An 18,159-nucleotide genomic window follows, 5' to 3' on the forward strand; every position below is an offset into this window, starting at 1 on the left:
AGCGGGCTTGCCCGCGAACACCGGCATAGCCGGTGCCATCCACCGCGTTATATTCTTCGCGGGCATGCCCGCTCCCACAGCGTTGTGCGGCACACTCACAATCTCTATCACAAACTCAATGTCACCGGCCTTTACGTTCAAACGCCAAGCTGACAGCATCCGCCTGCCCCCCAGGCAATCTGCATGGCCCGCAAACCATGCTCCAACAACTGCCTGGTTTCTTCGTCCTGAATACGCTCAAGCGCCCGCCGGCTATCGCTGTAGGCGAACATCAGGTAGTGGGAAACATTCATCAACGCGAACTCCATCGGGACGATGCCTTCGCTGATCGCGCGGGAAAGGGATTTGCCTTGGGGAAGATCAAAGACGTGGGGCGGATCGGGGACCCGTTTTTTCATGAGCTCACCATACCGGGCTGAGAGCACCCTTTTGCTTCCACACTTAGGGTGACAGTTGTACGCGGGGTGGAAGACCAGGGGTATGGCAAACCCGGCAGGCCCGAAGGCCTCCCACGCACAACTGTCATATCGACAGCCGCCAAACCACCCAGGCTTCCACACCCGATCGCTGAACTGACAGCGACCGCGAAAGCCTAGTGGGCGAGGTTGACCGGGACAATCAGACGGGAGTCGACGGAACACGTAGGATAATTCGCTATGCCTGCCTGACGTGTAGGGGCTTTCCTAGACTGTTATCAGACCTATCTTAAAGTGGGCACTCTGATCATGTGCTTACTGTTATCGGGCTCCCTGTCTTCACACCAAAGCCCGTAAATACGCACTCAAGAACAACCCCACACCAAACACAAAATGCGTGGCCAGGCTCTTCAGACAGTTCCGCGCAGGTGTCGGCGTTCTGGACGCAAAGAACCCTGCCCCCATCGCCGGCTGCATGAGGCAAAACGGCGCCACGACTGTACCCACACCCACAACTACTGCAGGTAAAAGAGTAGGCGACCGCAACCAGCCCTCCCCTACGATCACAAGCAGCAGCATCGCGAAAAGCACGCCGGTGGCGTAGTGAATCACCCATCCCCACGCCAACTCATTTCGCACCGGTTCCGCTTTGGAAATCGCTTGGTGCGAAACACGCCCACCTAGCAAGTGCCCCGCCCAACGCCCGACCATGGCGAAATTCAGCGTTGCGATACCTAACCGCCTCAGCAGCAACCCCCACAGGTCCATCACTACAGTGGCACCAATGCCAATCGGCAATGCAGCTAGAAACATCGCAGTAAACGTCATTTGAACAAGCCCTCGAAGGTTGACGGTCATTACCATGCCGCGCAGCATAGAAGTTGAAGTCAACTTCAAGTCAAGGGCCCGAAATGGACATTGCCGACGTCGCCAAACGCACAGGCGTACCCGCATCGACACTGCGTTACTACGAGAAGAAAGGCTTGCTCAAGTCGCTTGCCGGGCACGGTCAGCGTCGACAGTTTGCAGCCGACGTGGCGGACAGGCTAGCGCTGATCGCCCTGGGGCAGGCTGCGGGGTTTTCGCTGGATGAAGTGGGGGCGATGCTGGTGGACCTGCAGGTCCACCGGCAGATGCTGATGGCCAAGGCGGACGAGCTGGATGCGCGGATCAAGCGGTTGCGGGCGATGAGCAAGGGGTTGCGGCATGCCGCGCAATGCCCTGAGAAAGATCATCTGACATGCCCGAAATTCCAGCAGCTGATGAAGCTGTCGGCGGCAGGAGCATTGGGCGAAAAGCAGAAAAGAACGAAGACGTTCGTTACAGATTGAGGTTTTCCGACCCCAGAAATGGAGGCGGCCCCACCAGCCACACCCCGGCACTCGATGTTCCCGCTATGGCTGCTCCCTTCCGGGCCTGACCAGGTTAACGGGTAATCAATGCGGGGGGACCGATGGGGCCACCACTACATGCCTCGCTGAGCAGCGAGTGGCGCCATTGTACCGGTCTTTGGGGCAGATACAACCACTGCGGCAGAAAAAGTCATCATTTCTCAATGACTTGTCAGGGGCGAGACGGCCTGGACGGGCCTCTTCGCGGGTAAACCCGCTCCTACGGGGGACCGCGCAGGCTTTTCGAGTTTTGAGCAAGGCAGTTGCCCCCCACAGGGGGGCACGGATGCCTAGACCGCTATGCCCTGTTCGGCCAGGAATGTGACGAAGGCATCTTCGTCCAGTACCTTCACACCCAGCTCAGCAGCCTTGGCCAGCTTGGAACCTGCCCCCGGCCCTGCCACCACGCAGTGGGTCTTGCCGGAAACGGAACCGGCAACCTTGGCCCCCAGGCTTTCCAGCTTGTCCTTGGCAATGTCGCGGCTCATGCGCTCCAGCGTACCGGTCAGCACCCAGGTCTGGCCGGCCAGCGGCAAGCCTTCGGCCACCTTCTTCTCGCTGCTCCAGTGCATGCCGAATGCCAGCAGCTGCGCTTCGATGTCCCGGGCCAGTTTCTGGTTTGCTTCATCCTTGAAGAACTCACGCACTGCGTCGGCCTGCTTGGCCGCCAGGGCCTGGCGCAGGTCAATGCCGTCGGCGGCGATGATCTTGTCCAGGCTGTCGAGCTTGGCCACCAACTTCTCGGCACCGGTCGGGCCGACGGAGGCAATGTCGAGCTTGGCGATCATCCCGGCCAAGGTGGTGCTGGCGGCAAATTCGGCAGCCAGCTCACCTTCGTCCTGCAACTGCATACCGCTGTCGAGCAGCTGCTGGATAACCTTCTGGTTGTGCTCGTCTTCAAAGAAATTGTGGATCTCGTAGGCCACTTCGAGACCGATGTCCGGCAAATAGGTCAGCACCTGCGGCAATGCCTGCTGCACGCGCGCCAGGCTGCCCAGCGAGCGGGCCAGCACCTTGGCAGTCTCCTCGCCGACATCCGGGATGCCCAGCGCGTAGATGAAGCGCGCCAGGCTCGGGCGCTTGCTGGCTTCGATGGCATCCAGCAGCTTCTGGGTCGACACCTCGGCAAAGCCTTCAAGGCCGACGACCTGCTCGAACTGCAGCTTGTACAGGTCAGCCGGCGAGCCGATCAGGCCTTCATCCACCAACTGCTCGACACTCTTCTCACCCAGGCCGTCGATGTCCATGGCACGGCGCGACACATAATGAATGATCGCCTGCTTGAGCTGCGCGCCACAGGCCAGGCGGCCGACGCAGCGGTACACCGCACCTTCGCTGGTGGTTTCCTTGCCTTTGCTGCGCTTGACCAGCTGGGTGCGCTCGACCTGCGAACCACACACCGGGCACTCGCTTGGCACTTCTACCGGGCGGGCGTCTTGCGGACGACGCTCCAGCACCACCTGCATCACCTGCGGGATCACGTCGCCGGCCCTGCGAATGATCACCGTGTCGCCGATGCGCAGGCCCAGGCGGGCGATTTCGTCCATGTTGTGCAAGGTGGCGTTGGACACGGTCACACCGGCCACCTTGACCGGCTTCAGCCGCGCCACAGGCGTTACGGCACCCGTACGGCCAACCTGGAACTCAACGTCCAGCACCTCGGTCAGCTCTTCCATGGCCGGGAACTTGTGGGCAATCGCCCAGCGCGGCTCACGGGCGCGGAAGCCCAGCTCGCGCTGGGCGGCCAGGCTGTTGACCTTGAACACTACACCGTCGATCTCATACGGCAGGCTGTTACGCCGCTCGCCAATGTCGCGGTAGTAGGCCAGGCATTCTTCGATGCCCGCCGCATGCTTGAGCTCGCGGCTGATCGGCAGGCCCCAGGCCTTGAGTTGCTCGAGGATGCCGATGTGGCTGTCGCCGATGCTTTCGGACAACTGGCCGACGCCATAGCAGCAGAACTCCAGTGGGCGGCTGGCGGTGATTTTCGAGTCCAGCTGGCGCAAGCTGCCAGCAGCGGCATTGCGCGGGTTGGCGAAGGTCTTGCCACCGGCCTCGGCCTGGGCGGCATTGAGCCGGTCGAAACCGGCCTTGCTCATGTACACCTCGCCGCGCACCTCCAGCACTGCCGGCCAGCCCTTACCCTGCAACTTGAGCGGGATGTTGCGCACGGTGCGTACGTTGGCGCTGATGTCTTCGCCAGTGGTGCCGTCGCCACGGGTGGCGCCCTGCACCAGCTGACCGTCGCGGTACAGCAGGCTCACGGCCAGGCCATCGAGCTTGGGTTCGCAGCTGTAGTCGACCGCACCCGGCTGATCGAGGCCTTCTACCACGCGGCGACCGAACTCACGCAGGTCGGCTTCTTCGAAGGCGTTGCCCAGGCTGAGCATGGGCACTTCGTGGCGCACCTGGCTGAACGCAGCCAAGGCAGCGCCGCCAACGCGCTGGGTGGGCGAGTCGGGGGTTACCAGGTGCGGGTGTTCGGCTTCCAGCGCCTTGAGCTCGTTGAACAGGCGGTCGTATTCGGCATCAGGCACGCTGGGCTCGTCGAGCACGTAGTAGCGATAGTTATGCTGATCGAGCTCGGCACGCAGTTCGAGGATACGGGTTTCGGCGGTCATGGGATTTGTCTTCTCTTGCAAAGCAAAAGAGCAGCTTGGGGGTGGTGCGTGGGGTATCAGGTGTCTATTGACTGTGTCGGCCTCTTCGCGGGTAAACCCGCTCCTACAAGGGCATCACATGCCTCTAGGGCGGTGATGTACCTGCAGGAGCGGGTTTACCCGCGAAGAGGCCGGCACAGGCAACGACGATACCCGAACCGGCCAGCACGCCCTCAGGCTGCTCTTTCGTCTGGATCTGTCAGCGTTTCTGGGTCAGCGCACGGCGCTCGAACTCGACGATACGCTGGCGGTAGTGCTCGATGGTCTGGGCAGTCAGCACGCTGCGCTGGTCATCCTTGAGCTCACCGTTCAGTTCGTGGGCCAGCTTGCGTGCCGCGGCAACCATCACGTCGAAAGCCTGCTTCGGATGACGCGGGCCCGGCAAGCCGAGGAAGAAGCTCACAGCGCGAGTGCTGAAGTGATCGATGTCGTCCAGGTCGAACACGCCAGGCTTGACTGCGTTGGCCATCGAGAACAGCACCTCGCCGTGACCGGCCATGCTCTCGTGGCGGTGGAAGATGTCCATTTCGCCGAAGCGCAAGCCGCTTTCCAGGATGTTCTGCAGCAGCGCCGGGCCCTTGAAGCCACCCTCGTCGCGAGAGATCACGCTGATGACCAGCACCTCTTCGGCGGGTGGCAACTCCTTGACGCTGCTGCTGGCAGGCGCTGCGCCGCTGCTACGGTTGTTGTCGGCGGCAAAGTCGTCATCGCTGTCGGCAAACAGGTCGGGCTCGCGCTGCTCGGCGCTCAGGTTCAGGTCACCCTGCTGCACATCGGCAGCCGCACTGGCACGCTTGCCGCGCTTGCTGGCCTTGACCGGCTTGGGCTCACGCTCGCGATCACGCGCAGATGCGCTGAGCGACGGCAGGTCGCTTTCGTCCAGCTCAGGCTCCTTGTGGGTATCGAGCACGCGCGACGGGCCGAGCACCTCGGCACTGCCACCCTCTTCGTCCGGCAGGTTGGAATAACTGCGATCCAGACGGAATTTCAACTTGCCTTTCCCGCCGCGCATGCGGCGCCAGCCGTCGAAAAGAATCCCGGCGATAACAATGATGCCGATGAGGATCAGCCACTCGCGCAGACCGATTTCCATGTAATCCCGTGCCTCTATAAAAATATGCTTGAAAACAAAGGGTTCAAAGCCCTTTAACACGTGGCGCCAACTCTATGTTCTGACAGGCGTTTTACCCACGCAAAAAACGAGTGACATTAAGCTAGCACGACCAAAGACAACTTTACACCGTCTGTCGCACACGGCGGGGCATTTCGCTGCAGAATGTGCCCCTATCGTCGTGCATCAAGCGTCGACCATGGCCATGGCCGCCTCCACATCAACTGCAACAAGGCGTGAACAACCCGGCTCATGCATGGTTACCCCCATCAATTGGTCCGCCATCTCCATGGCAATCTTGTTATGGGTGATGTAGATGAACTGCACGCTTTCACTCATTTCCTTGACCAGACGCGCGTAGCGCCCGACGTTGGCATCGTCCAGCGGTGCATCGACCTCGTCGAGCATGCAGAACGGTGCGGGGTTCAACTTGAAGATGGCAAACACCAGCGCCAAGGCGGTCAGTGCCTTCTCGCCGCCGGACAGCAGATGGATGGTGCTGTTCTTCTTGCCCGGCGGTCGCGCCATGATCGTTACCCCTGTATCGAGTAGATCTTCGCCCGTCAGTTCCAGATAAGCGCTGCCACCACCGAAAACTTTTGGGAAAAGTGCCTGTAATCCGGCATTTATCTGATCAAAGGTATCCTTGAAGCGGTTGCGGGTTTCCTTGTCGATTTTGCGGATGACGTTTTCGAGGGTCTCCAGCGCTTCGACCAGGTCGGCGTCCTGAGCGTCCAGGTATCGTTTGCGCTCGGACTGCTGCTCGTATTCTTCGATGGCCGCCAGGTTGATCGCCCCCAGGCGCTGGATGCGCGCTTCAAGCTGTTCCAGCTCCTGCTCGGTGCCCTGCTCGCTGGCCTCGGCTTCCAGGGTGGCGAGCACGCCTTGCAGGTCATAGCCGTCGGCCAGCAACTGCTCTTGCAGGGTCTTGCGCCGCACATCCAGGCCCTGGCACTCCAGGCGCAGCTGCTCCAGTTGACCACGCAGCAGCTGGGCCTGCTGCTCGGCCTGGGTGCGGCGTTTTTCGGCATCGCGCAGTTCGCGGTCAGCTTCGTCCATGTGCAGGCGAGCCAGGCGCATTTCCTCGTCGACGCTCATGCGCCGCTCCAGCAGCTCCTCCAGTCTCAGGCGCAGTTCTTCCTGCGGGGCTTCACCCTCCTCCAGGTTCAGGCTCAGTTGTTCCTGGCGCTCGGTCAGGCGCGCAGCTTGCTGCTCCAGACGCTCCAGCGCCTGGCGGGTGGAGTCGTGCTGGGCACGCAACGACCCCAGGCGCACCGCCAGCTGGTGAGCGTGGTCCTTGTGCTGGCGGGCCTCCTGACGCACCCGGTCAAGGCTTTCGCGCAGGGTGTCGCGGCGGGCCATCAACTGTTCGCGCTGCTCGGTGTCCTGGGCCATGAGCTCCAAAGCCTCTTGCAGCAGCAGGCGCGCTTCGCCCAGTTGCTCGTGTTCCAGGGCGCGCTGTTCTTCCAGCTCGCCCAGCTCTTCGTGCAGGCGGCGGCGGCGCAACTCGACCTGCTCGGCGCGCGCGCGACTGGCCGAAAGACTGGCCTTCAGCTCGCCGTGCAGGCGGTTTTCATCCTGTGTGCGGCGGCGCAACTGTTCGCGCTGCTCCTCCAGGTCCAGTTGCTGCTCGCGCAGGGCCTGCAACTGTTGATCGAGCTGTTCCAGCGCCGCTTCCTGCTCCAGTTGTTCCTGGCCCAGGCGTTCGATTTCCTGGCCGCGCGCCAGCACGCCGCCTTCGGCCTCGCCACCTCGGCGTACCCGCAGGAAGTGCCGGCCGACCCAGTAGCCATCACGACTGACCAGGCTCTGCCCTTCGCCGAGCGACCCGCGCTGCTCCAGTGCCTGAGCCAGGTCTTCCACAGGCCTGACCTGGCCCAGCCAGGGCGCCAGGTCGATACGGCCCTCAACCTTCTCCAGCAAGCTGCCGGGCAACGTCGCCCCCGCGCCGACGGCCAGCAGCAAGCGCAGCTCACCCTGTTCCAGGCCCGCAAAATCGAGGTCGTTGAAATCGTCCACCAGCACAGCCTGCAGATCGGCGCCAAGCACCGTCTCTACCGCCAGCTCCCAACCCGGCTCCACCCGCAAGCCTTCGGCCAGCCGCGGCGGTTGCTCCAGCCCTTGGCCGTGCAGCCATTGCGCAGCACCTGCGCCCGGCTCCAGGGCGGCCTGCTGCAAGGCTTCAAGCGAGGCCAGGCGCCCGCCCAGGCGCTGCAGGTCGCCCTGTGCCTGCTGTTGCGCCCGGGTGGCCTGCTGCATTTGCTCGCGCGCGCTTTCCAGGCGCTCAATCACCTGCTCTTCGCAGAGCTGCAGTTCCTCCAGCAGCATTTCGCTGCTGGCCAATTGCTCGGCCAGTTCGAACATGGCGGCATCCTGCGGGTCGCTGCCCAGTTGCTCGCGCTCCTCGACCAACTTGCGCTGGCGCTCGGCCTGGCGCTCAAGGCTGGTTTCCAGCTGCTGCAGGCGCGCTTGCTGCACTTCGGCCTGGCGGCGCGGTTCGGCGGAGCGGCTGTTGAAGCTGTCCCACTGCTCCTGCCAGCCGTGCATGCCCAGCTCGGCCTCTTCAAGCGCGGCAGCGGCTTCCTCGGCAGCCGCCAGGGTCATTTCCTGCTCGGGTTCGAGCATGGCCAGCTCTTCGCTCAGGGTTGCCAGCAAGGTACGGTCGTGCCCCAGGTGCGATTCGGTTTCCAGGCGTGTGCGCTCGGCTTCCTTGAAGTCGTCCTGCAACTGGCGCAGGCGCTGCTGGCCGTGCTGAATGCTCTGCTCGACCCGGGCGATGTCACCGGCCACCGAATAGAAACGGCCCTGCACCTGGTTGAAGCGTTCGGACAGTTCGTGATGACCGTCGCGCAGGCGTTCGATACTGGCATCGGCATTGCGCTGCTCGGCCACCAGTGCCTCATGAGAAACGCCCTGGTCGCCGATCACCGACTCGCGCTGGCGGACTTGTTCGTCCAGGCCTCGCCAGCGCAAGGCAGACAGGCGCGCTTTCATCTGCCGCTCCTGAGCCTTGTACTCACGGTACTTCTCGGCGGCCTGGGCCTGGCGATGCAGACGCTCCAGCTGGCGCTCGAGCTCTTCGCGCAGGTCGGTCAGACGCGCCAGGTTTTCCTGGGTGCGGCGGATGCGGTTCTCGGTTTCGCGGCGGCGCTCCTTGTATTTGGAAATGCCCGCCGCTTCCTCGATGAAGTTGCGCAGCTCCTCGGGCTTGGCCTCGATCAGCTTGGAGATCATGCCCTGCTCGATGATCGAGTAGCTGCGCGGCCCCAGACCCGTCCCGAGGAAGATATCGGTGATGTCACGCCGGCGGCACTTGGTGCCGTTGAGGTAATAGCTGTTCTGCCCGTCGCGGGTAACCTTGCGGCGGATCGAAATCTCGGCGTAGGCGGCATACTCGCCGACCAGGGTGGTTTCGCTGTTGTCGAACACCAGTTCGATACTGGCCTGGCTGACCGGCTTGCGGCCACTGGAGCCGTTGAAGATGACGTCGGTCATCGACTCGCCGCGCAGGTTTTTCGCCGAACTTTCGCCCATCACCCAACGCACCGCGTCGATGATATTGGACTTGCCGCAGCCGTTTGGGCCAACCACGGCCGCCATGTTGCTGGGGAAGTTGACCGTGGTCGGGTCGACGAACGACTTGAACCCGGCCAGACGAATGCACTTCAGGCGCATCGGTCAGCCTCTGGCCAGTGCCGCCAGCACCAGTTCGCAGCTGCGCTGGCCATAGGCGGTGAGCACCTCGCGAATGCGCGGCAGGTCGCGGGAGACCACGGCTTCGAGCAGGCGGGCGAACAGGTCGAGATAGTCGATCATGTTGGCCTGGCGCTGGTCCAGCGACAGGTAATAGGCACGGCTCATGGCCGGTTGCAGGTTTTCCACGGTTTCCTGCAGGAACGGGTTGTCGGCGAACGGATAGGCCGCACGCATGACCGCAAAACTGTCGGCGACGAAGGTCTTGATGTCGAGCTGGTCATGGGCACGCTGCAGCCGCTGCTGGATCTCCAGAAACGGGCGCAGGTCGGCTTCGGTGCGCCATTTTTGCGCAACCGCATTGCCCAGCAGGATGTAGAACTCGCCCATCAGCGAGCACAGGCTACGAACGCTGCGTTCGTCCAGTTCGGTGACATGGGCACCACGTCGCGGCAGGATCGCCACCAGATGGCGGCGTTCGAGGATCAGCAGTGCTTCGCGCACCGAGCCGCGGCTGACGTTGAGCGCCTGGGTAACCTTCTGCTCCTGGATACGTTCGCCCGGCGCCAGCTCGCCGCGGATGATGCGTTCGGCCAGGTAATCGGCAATCTGCTCGGAGAGGCTGTCCGGGGCCTTGAACGTCATGGTTTTCCTTCAAAATCATTGAACTGGGCACAAGGGGCGAATTGTAGCGTACTTGGGCGGTAATCGCGCAGAGGGGCCAGGTGGTTTATTTGACCTTTCAGACAGCCACGCGCCCGGCGCGATCTATGCTTGGAATAGAGGCAGTGTGTGCGGCTGGGCATGGATACGTGCATTTTCTTGACCTTTGAGTCAGAAAAATATTGACCTGCCAGACAGGTCTTGCTTAGAGTCCGCCCAACAACAATAAAACCATTGCGAGGCCATCCCCGTGATCCAGTTTCTCGTCAACCAGGAGCTGCGTAGTGAGCACGCCCTGGACCCTAACATGACAGTGCTGCAGTACCTGCGCGAGCACCTGGGCAAACCCGGCACAAAGGAGGGCTGCGCCAGTGGTGACTGCGGTGCGTGCACCGTGGTGGTCGGTGAACTGAGCCAGGACGACCAAGGCAACGACAGCCTGCGCTACCGCAGCCTCAATTCGTGCCTGACCTTTGTGTCGTCGCTGCACGGCAAGCAACTGATCAGCGTCGAGGGGCTCAAGCACCAAGGCCAACTGCACAGCGTGCAACAGGCCATGGCCGATTGCCATGGATCGCAGTGCGGCTTCTGCACCCCTGGCTTTGTCATGTCGCTGTTCGCTCTGCAAAAGAACAGCAGCGGCCCTGACCTGCACCAGGCCCAGGAAGCCCTGGCTGGCAACCTGTGCCGCTGCACCGGTTACCGGCCGATCCTCGACGCCGCCGAGCAGAGCTGCCGCCAGCCCTGCCGCGACCAGTTCGATGCCCAGCAGGCACAAACCATCAGCCGCCTCAAGGCCATTGCCCCGACGCAGACCGGCGAGCTGAACAGCGGCGACAAGCGCTGCCTGGTGCCGCTGACCGTGGCGGATCTGGCCGACCTGTACAGCTCGCACCCCGAAGCGCGGCTGCTGGCCGGTGGTACCGACCTGGCGCTGGAAGTCACCCAGTTCCACAAGACCTTGCCCGTGATGATCTACGTCGGCCACGTGGCCGAGCTCAAGCGCATCGAGAAAACCGCCAGCCACCTGGAAATCGGCGCCGCCACCCCGCTCACCGACTGCTATGGCGCGCTTAACGAGGAATATCCTGACTTCGGCGCCCTGCTGCATCGTTTTGCCTCGCTGCAAATCCGCAACCAGGGCACCCTCGGCGGCAACATCGGCAACGCCTCGCCAATCGGCGACTCGCCACCCCTGCTGATCGCCCTGGACGCGCAGGTGGTGCTGCGCCAGGGTGAACGCCAACGGGTGATGCCACTGGAAGACTACTTCATCGACTACCGCATCACGGCTCGCCAGGACAGCGAGTTCATCGAGAAGATCATCGTACCGCGCGCCTCCAGTGACTGGGCGTTCCGCGCCTATAAAGTGTCCAAACGCCTGGACGACGACATCTCCGCCGTGTGCGCAGCCTTCAACCTGAGCATCGAAGACGGTGTGGTCAGCGGTGTGCGGATCGCCTTCGGCGGCATGGCGGCGATACCCAAGCGCGCCCGTGCCTGCGAGGCAGCGTTGCGCGGCAAGCCGTGGAACCAGGCCGCCATCGAGCGCGCCTGCCAGGCCTTGGCCGAGGACTTCACCCCACTCAGCGACTTCCGCGCCAGCAAGGAATACCGCCTGCTGACCGCGCAGAACCTGCTGCGCAAGTACTTCATCGAACAGCAAACGCCGCACATCGAAACCCGGGTGACCGCTTATGTCTAACCATCACGTAGCCAAGAGCCAGGCCGAGATGGCCGAACTGTTCAGCCAGGACCTGACCACCGGGGTCGGCCGCAGCGTCAAGCACGACAGCGCCGACAAGCATGTATCCGGCGAGGCTGTGTACATCGACGACCGCCTGGAATTCCCCAACCAGTTGCACGTCTACGCCCGCACCGCCGACCGCGCCCATGCGCGCATCCTGCGCATCGACACCACGCCGTGCTATGCCTTCGAGGGTGTGCGCATTGCCATCACCCACGAAGACATCCCCGGCCTGAAAGACATCGGCCCGGTGGTGGCCGGCGACCCATTGCTGGCCATCGACAAGGTCGAGTTCTTCGGCCAGCCGGTGCTCGCTGTCGCTGCCCGCGATCTTGAAACCGCACGCAAAGCGGCCATGGCCGCCATCGTCGAGTACGAAGACCTGGAGCCGGTGCTGGACGTGGTCGAGGCGCTGCGCAAGAAGCACTTCGTGCTCGATAGCCACACCCACCAGCGCGGCGATTCGGCTGCCGCCCTGGCCAGCGCCCCGCACCGCATTCAGGGCACCCTGCACATCGGCGGCCAGGAGCACTTCTACCTCGAAACGCAGATTTCCTCGGTCATGCCCACCGAAGACGGCGGCATGATCGTCTACTGCTCCACGCAGAACCCCACCGAAGTGCAGAAACTGGTCGCCGAAGTGCTCGACGTGCCGATGAACAAGGTGGTGCTGGACATGCGCCGCATGGGTGGCGGTTTTGGCGGCAAGGAAACCCAGGCCGCCAGCCCGGCATGCCTGTGCGCGGTAGTCGCGCGCCTGACCGGCCAGCCAACCAAGATGCGCCTGCCGCGGGTCGAAGACATGACCATGACCGGCAAGCGCCACCCGTTCTACGTCGAGTATGACGTGGGCTTCGACGACAACGGCCGGCTGCACGGTATCAATTTCGACTTGGCCGGCAACTGCGGCTATTCGCCCGACCTGTCCGGTTCGATCGTCGACCGTGCCATGTTCCACTCCGACAACGCTTACTACTTGGGCGATGCCACCGTCCACGGCCACCGCTGCAAGACCAATACCGCCTCCAACACCGCCTACCGCGGCTTTGGCGGCCCACAAGGTATGGTCGCCATCGAGCAGGTGATGGACCATATCGCCCGTCATCTGGGCCGTGACCCACTGGCCGTGCGCAAGGCCAACTATTACGGCAAGACCGAACGCAACGTCACCCACTACTACCAGACCGTCGAGCACAACATGCTCGAGGAGATGACCGCCGAACTGGAAGCCAGCAGCGACTACGCCGAACGCCGCGAGTCGATCCGTCGCTTCAACGCCAACAGCCCGATCCTGAAGAAAGGCCTGGCACTGACACCGGTCAAGTTCGGCATTTCGTTCACCGCCACCTTCCTCAACCAGGCCGGTGCACTGATCCATATCTACACCGACGGCAGCATTCACCTGAACCACGGCGGCACCGAAATGGGCCAGGGCCTGAACACCAAGGTGGCCCAGGTGGTGGCGCAGATCTTCCAGGTTGATTTCAGCCGCATCCAGATCACCGCCACCAACACCGACAAGGTACCCAACACCTCGCCAACCGCAGCGTCGAGCGGCGCCGACCTGAACGGCAAGGCGGCGCAGAACGCGGCCGAAATCCTCAAGCGCCGCCTGACCGAGTTTGCCGCACGGCACTATCAGGTGACCGAGGAAGACGTCGAATTCCGCAACGGCCATGTGCGGGTGCGCGACCAGATCGTCAGCTTCGAGCAACTGGTGCAGCAGGCTTACTTCGCTCAGGTGTCGCTGTCCAGCACCGGGTTCTACCGCACGCCGAAAATCTTCTACGACCGCAGCCAGGCACGCGGCCGGCCGTTCTACTACTTCGCCTTTGGCGCTGCCTGCGTGGAAGTGATCGTCGATACGCTGACCGGCGAATACAAGATGTTGCGCGCCGACATCCTGCACGACGTGGGCGATTCGCTGAACCCTGCGATCGACATCGGCCAGGTAGAGGGCGGTTTCATCCAGGGCATGGGCTGGCTGACTACCGAAGAGCTGGTGTGGAACGCCAAAGGCAAGCTGATGACCAACGGCCCGGCCAGCTACAAGATCCCGGCCGTGGCCGACATGCCACTGGACTTGCGGGTGAAGCTGGTGGAAAACCGCAAGAACCCGGAAGACACCGTGTTCCACTCCAAGGCCGTGGGCGAGCCGCCGTTCATGCTCGGCATTGCTGCCTGGTGTGCAATCAAGGATGCCGTGGCCAGCCTGGCTGATTACCGCGTGCAGCCGCAGGTGGATGCACCAGCTACGCCGGAGCGGGTGCTGTGGGGCTGTGAGCAGATGCGCAAGGCGGTGGCTGCCACTCAGTCCGCAGAACCGGAGCTGGAAACCGTCACCCAGTAACGCCGCGCTCCGCTTTTTCTGTGGGAGCGGCCTTGTGTCGCGAAAGGGCTGCGCAGCAGCCCCAAATATGTATGTTGCTTTAAATATTCTGGGGCCGCTTCGCGCCCCTATCGCGACACAAGGCCGCTCCCACAAAGAAGCGGACCGCGTTGACCTGAAGAGGATCTGCATCATGCACCAATGGATCAACGCCCTCGCCGACCACCAGTCCCGTGGCGAAGCCTGCGTGATGGTGACCATCATCGAGGAACGCGGCTCGACCCCGCGCAACGCAGGCTCGAAGATGGTGGTCAGCGCCAGCGGTCTGTTCGACACCATCGGCGGCGGCCACCTGGAATACAAGGCGCTGCACATCGCCCGGCAAATGCTCGAAGCGCAGCGCACCACGCCGCACCTTGAGCGCTTCAGCCTCGGCGCCAGCCTGGGCCAGTGCTGCGGCGGCGTGACCGTGCTGCTGTTCGAACCCATGGCCGCCGTGCAGGCTCAGATCGCCGTGTTCGGCGCGGGCCATGTCGGCAGGGCTCTGGTACCCTTGCTCGCGGCGCTCCCCTGCCGGGTGCGCTGGATCGACTCGCGTGAACAGGAATTCCCCGAGCTCATCCCCAACGGGGTGACCAAGGTGGTCAGTGAAGAGCCGGTCGACGAAGTCGCAGACCTGCCGCCCGGCAGCTACTGCATCGTCATGACCCACAACCACCAGCTCGACCTGGAACTGACCGCCGCCATTCTCAAGCGCAACGATTTCACCTGGTTCGGCCTGATCGGCTCGAAGACCAAACGGGTCAAGTTCGAGCACCGCCTGCGCGAGCGAGGCTTCGACGAGGCCGTCATGGCACGCATGCGCTGCCCGATGGGCCTGGCCGAGGTCAAGGGCAAGCTGCCCATCGAGATCGCCGTGTCTATCGCCGGTGAAATCATTGCCACTTACAACGCCTGCTTCGGCCAGCACGACGCTGCCGCCAATGCCGGCCCCATTGCCCAATTGCTGCCGCCCTCCCGCCGCAGCCAAGCCATTTGACGAGTGTGTTATGACCGTTACCCGCAAAGCCTACCGTGCCGCCATCCTGCACAGCATTGCCGACCCGGCCGAGGTGGGCCTGGAGGCTTCCCATGAATACTACGAAGACGGCCTGCTGGTGGTCGACGATGGCCGCATCAGCGCCGTTGGGCACGCCAGTGAACTGCTGCCGACGCTGGATGCCGGCATCCCGGTCGAGCACTACCAGGACGCGCTGATCACCCCGGGGTTCATCGATACCCACATCCACTTCCCGCAGACCGGCATGATCGGTTCGTACGGCGAGCAGTTGCTGGACTGGCTGAACACCTACACCTTCCCGTGCGAAAAGCAGTTCGCCGACAAAGGCCACGCCGACCAGGTGGCGAAGATCTTCCTCAAGGAACTGCTGCGCAACGGCACCACCACTGCGCTGGTATTCGGCAGCGTGCACCCGGAATCGGTCAACGCCCTGTTCGAAGAGGCCGAGCGCCTGGACCTGCGCCTGATCGCCGGCAAAGTGATGATGGACCGCAATGCCCCAGACTACCTGACCGACACCGCCGAGTCCGGCTATGCCGAAAGCAAGGCACTGATCGAGCGCTGGCACGGCAAAGGCCGCCTGCACTATGCAGTGACCCCGCGTTTCGCCCCGACCAGCACGCCGCAACAGTTGACCCTGGCCGGCCAATTGCTCAAGGAGCACCCGGGCGTGTACATGCACACGCACCTGTCGGAAAACCTCAAGGAAATCGACTGGGTCAAGTCGCTGTTCCCCGAGCAGAAGGGTTACCTGGACGTCTACGACCACTTCGAGCTGCTGGGCGAGCGCTCGGTGTTCGCCCACGGCGTGCACCTGTGCGACGACGAGTGCCAGCGCCTGGCCGAAACCGGCTCGGCCGTGGCCTTCTGCCCCACCTCCAACCTGTTCCTTGGCAGTGGCCTGTTCAACCTGCCCCAGGCCGAGCGGTTCAAGGTCAACGTGGGCCTGGGTACCGACGTTGGCGCCGGCACCAGCTTCTCTCTGCTTAACACCCTGAACGAGGCATACAAGGTGATGCAGCTGCAAGGCGCGCGCCTGCATCCGTACAAATCGCTGTACCTGGCCACCCTCGGCGGCGCCCGCGCACTGCGCCTGGACGACCGTATCGGTAGCCTGCGCCCAGGCAACGATGCAGACTTCGTAGTGCTGGACTACAAGGCCACACCACTGCTGGACTACCGCATCCAGCAGTCCAACAGCATCGAAGAAACCTTGTTCGTGCTCACTACCCTGGGCGATGACCGTACCGTACGTGAAACCTACGCCGCCGGGCGCTGCGTGCACCAGCGCTAAGGTTCTTTCGCCAGGCCCCGATACAGCGCGCCGCCGATTGCAGCACCGATCAGCGGCGCCACCCAGAACAGCCATAGCTGCTGCAGGGCCCAGCCACCGACGAACAAGGCCGGCCCCGTGCTACGCGCGGGGTTGACCGAAGTATTGGTGATCGGGATCGAGATCAGGTGGATCAGGGTAAGGGCCAGGCCGATGGCGATGGGTGCGAAACCTGCCGGTGCGCGGGCGTCGGTCGCCCCCATGATGACCACCAGGAACATCGCCGTCATCACCACTTCACTGACAAAGCCTGCACCCAGCGTATAGCCACCGGGCGAATGGTCGGCGTAGCCGTTTGAAGCCAACCCCGAAGAAAGCTCGAACCCGGCCTTGCCGCTGGCGATGAGGTAGATCACCCCGGCCGCCAGGATGGCACCGATCACCTGGGCGATCACATAAGGCAGCAGCTCTTTGGCCGGGAAGCGCCCGCCGACCACCAGCCCGAACGACACGGCAGGGTTTAGATGGCAACCAGAAATATGGCCGATGGCAAAGGCCATGGTCAGTACGGTGAGGCCGAAGGCGAAGGCGACACCGAGCACACCGATGCCGAGAGGGGAACTGGCTGCGAGTACCGCACTGCCACAGCCACCAAGGACCAGCCAGAAGGTGCCGATCAGTTCGGCACCCATGCGTTTACCGAGGGACATGCTCATGAATCCATTCCTCAAGAAGTTGAACGCAACGAATGCGCAAGCCCAACTGCTTGATGAAGGTTTGCTCACAAGAATTTAGCAGACCTTTGGGTTATGGCCAGTAGCGGCTGGGGGCGGCCTTGCAGCCCCTCGATCACACTGGCAAACGTTCAACCCTTGACGGAAACCTTGGGCTTTTTCAGCAAATGCGAGAACACCGCATGCAAATCGTCGGAGGCGCTCTCCTCGTCCAGGTTCAGCTTGCTGTCGATGTGGTCCATGTGATGCATCATCAGGCTCACGGCCTGCTCGGCATCGCGCGCCTCGATGGCATCGATGAGCTGCATGTGCTCATCGTAAGAGCAGTGCGAGCGGTTGCCGCTTTCGTACTGGGCAATGATCAGCGAAGTCTGCGATACCAGGCTGCGCTGGAAACTTACCAGCGGTGCATTGCCCGCCGCTTCGGCCAGCTTGAGGTGGAACTCACCGGACAGGCGAATGCCGGCACCCCGGTCACCGCGCGAAAAGCTGTCGCGCTCCTCACGCACCATCTGCCGCAGCTCGTTAAGCTGATCGGGGGTGGCATGCTGCACCGCCAGCTCGGTGATGGCGCGTTCGACCATGCGCCGCGAGAAGAACACCTGGCGCGCCTCTTCTACAGTCGGGCTGGCCACCACCGCGCCGCGGTTCGGCCGCAGCAGCACCACGCTTTCGTGGGCCAGGCGCGACAAGGCGCGGCGGATGATGGTGCGGCTGACGCCAAAGATCTCGCCCAGCGCTTCCTCGCTCAACTTGGTGCCCGGAGCCAGACGCTGCTCGAGGATCGCCTCGAAAATATGCGCGTAGACGATGTCGTCCTGGGTACCGCTGCGGCCGGCCTTGCCGACTCGTGCAGGTTTTTTCAGAGGTTGCAGCTGTTCGTTCATGGGCTCTCGAGGCACGAAGAGAAAGTATGGCGCCATTGTACACAGGCTGAGGCGATTCCGCAGGGGGCGTTTTACCTATATAGCCGTTGTACGACGCATTGCGCATACAAAACATAAAACATTATTTGCTTTATTTGTACACAAAAGCATAATCCACCGAGCAACTTCTTGACCCTTGAGTCAACAAAAAAGGTC

Annotated in this window: 12 protein-coding genes, 1 other RNA gene and 1 pseudogene; 5 read left to right on the top strand and 9 right to left on the bottom strand. The window is 62.7% G+C overall.

The window, feature by feature from the left end; genetic code table 11:
* Window positions 1-121 precede the first annotated feature (121 nt).
* Both V6093_RS09905 and V6093_RS09910 read right to left on the bottom strand, forming a co-directional pair.
* Window positions 122-398, bottom strand: a pseudogene (locus tag V6093_RS09905) (hypothetical protein).
* Window positions 399-755: 357 nt separating this feature from the next.
* Window positions 756-1,244 carry a DUF2938 domain-containing protein gene (locus V6093_RS09910; RefSeq protein ID WP_108078495.1) on the bottom strand — a complete coding sequence of 163 codons (489 nt, stop codon included), beginning with the start codon at window positions 1,242-1,244 and terminating at the stop codon, window positions 756-758.
* Between the two features lie 83 nt (window positions 1,245-1,327).
* Here V6093_RS09910 and V6093_RS09915 point away from each other — a divergent pair, with 83 nt between their 5' ends.
* The gene (locus V6093_RS09915) at window positions 1,328-1,747 is read left to right on the top strand and encodes a helix-turn-helix domain-containing protein (RefSeq protein WP_014755832.1); all 420 of its coding nucleotides are present in this window, start codon (window positions 1,328-1,330) and stop codon (window positions 1,745-1,747) included.
* A gap of 28 nt (window positions 1,748-1,775) precedes the next feature.
* Here V6093_RS09915 and ffs read toward each other — a convergent pair.
* The 5 genes from ffs to V6093_RS09940 form a co-directional block, all read right to left on the bottom strand.
* Window positions 1,776-1,872, bottom strand: an RNA gene (ffs, locus tag V6093_RS09920) — signal recognition particle sRNA small type.
* A 225-nt stretch (window positions 1,873-2,097) separates the two neighbouring features.
* Window positions 2,098-4,428, bottom strand: a complete 2,331-nt coding sequence (ligA, locus tag V6093_RS09925; protein ID WP_003254312.1) for an NAD-dependent DNA ligase LigA — start codon at window positions 4,426-4,428, stop codon at window positions 2,098-2,100.
* A gap of 238 nt (window positions 4,429-4,666) precedes the next feature.
* A complete protein-coding gene (gene zipA, locus V6093_RS09930) occupies window positions 4,667-5,560 on the bottom strand; it encodes a cell division protein ZipA (protein ID WP_003254313.1) in 894 nt (297 codons plus the stop codon).
* 204 nt (window positions 5,561-5,764) lie between these two features.
* Complete coding sequence (smc, locus tag V6093_RS09935) at window positions 5,765-9,253, bottom strand: chromosome segregation protein SMC (RefSeq protein WP_406669783.1); 3,489 nt, start codon at window positions 9,251-9,253, stop codon at window positions 5,765-5,767.
* A gap of 3 nt (window positions 9,254-9,256) precedes the next feature.
* The gene (locus V6093_RS09940) at window positions 9,257-9,916 is read right to left on the bottom strand and encodes a GntR family transcriptional regulator (protein WP_003254317.1); all 660 of its coding nucleotides are present in this window, start codon (window positions 9,914-9,916) and stop codon (window positions 9,257-9,259) included.
* 268 nt (window positions 9,917-10,184) lie between these two features.
* Here V6093_RS09940 and xdhA point away from each other — a divergent pair, with 268 nt between their 5' ends.
* The 4 genes from xdhA (at window position 10,185) to guaD (ending at window position 16,364) form a co-directional block, all read left to right on the top strand.
* On the top strand, window positions 10,185-11,639 hold the full coding sequence (xdhA, locus tag V6093_RS09945; protein WP_003254319.1) for a xanthine dehydrogenase small subunit: 1,455 nt from the start codon (window positions 10,185-10,187) through the stop codon (window positions 11,637-11,639).
* A complete protein-coding gene (gene xdhB / locus V6093_RS09950) occupies window positions 11,632-14,031 on the top strand; it encodes a xanthine dehydrogenase molybdopterin binding subunit (protein WP_332730233.1) in 2,400 nt (799 codons plus the stop codon). The genes xdhA and xdhB overlap by 8 nt, the downstream gene beginning before the upstream one ends.
* 172 nt (window positions 14,032-14,203) lie before the next feature.
* On the top strand, window positions 14,204-15,049 hold the full coding sequence (gene xdhC, locus V6093_RS09955; RefSeq protein ID WP_406669784.1) for a xanthine dehydrogenase accessory protein XdhC: 846 nt from the start codon (window positions 14,204-14,206) through the stop codon (window positions 15,047-15,049).
* Window positions 15,050-15,059: 10 nt separating this feature from the next.
* Complete coding sequence (gene guaD, locus V6093_RS09960) at window positions 15,060-16,364, top strand: guanine deaminase (protein ID WP_003254322.1); 1,305 nt, start codon at window positions 15,060-15,062, stop codon at window positions 16,362-16,364.
* On the opposite strand, the gene aqpZ is transcribed toward guaD, so the two are convergent.
* Window positions 16,361-17,059 (bottom strand): aquaporin Z, encoded by a 699-nt coding sequence (gene aqpZ, locus V6093_RS09965; RefSeq protein WP_033725980.1) that lies wholly within the window; start codon window positions 17,057-17,059, stop codon window positions 16,361-16,363. The genes guaD and aqpZ overlap by 4 nt on opposite strands.
* 149 nt (window positions 17,060-17,208) lie before the next feature.
* Window positions 17,209-17,964 (bottom strand): GntR family transcriptional regulator, encoded by a 756-nt coding sequence (locus V6093_RS09970; protein WP_004577063.1) that lies wholly within the window; start codon window positions 17,962-17,964, stop codon window positions 17,209-17,211.
* Window positions 17,965-18,159 lie beyond the last annotated feature (195 nt).

The organism is Pseudomonas putida group bacterium ESBL64 (genome assembly GCF_045277175.1).
In the GTDB taxonomy this organism is placed as follows: Bacteria; Pseudomonadota; Gammaproteobacteria; order Pseudomonadales; family Pseudomonadaceae; genus Aquipseudomonas; species Aquipseudomonas alloputida.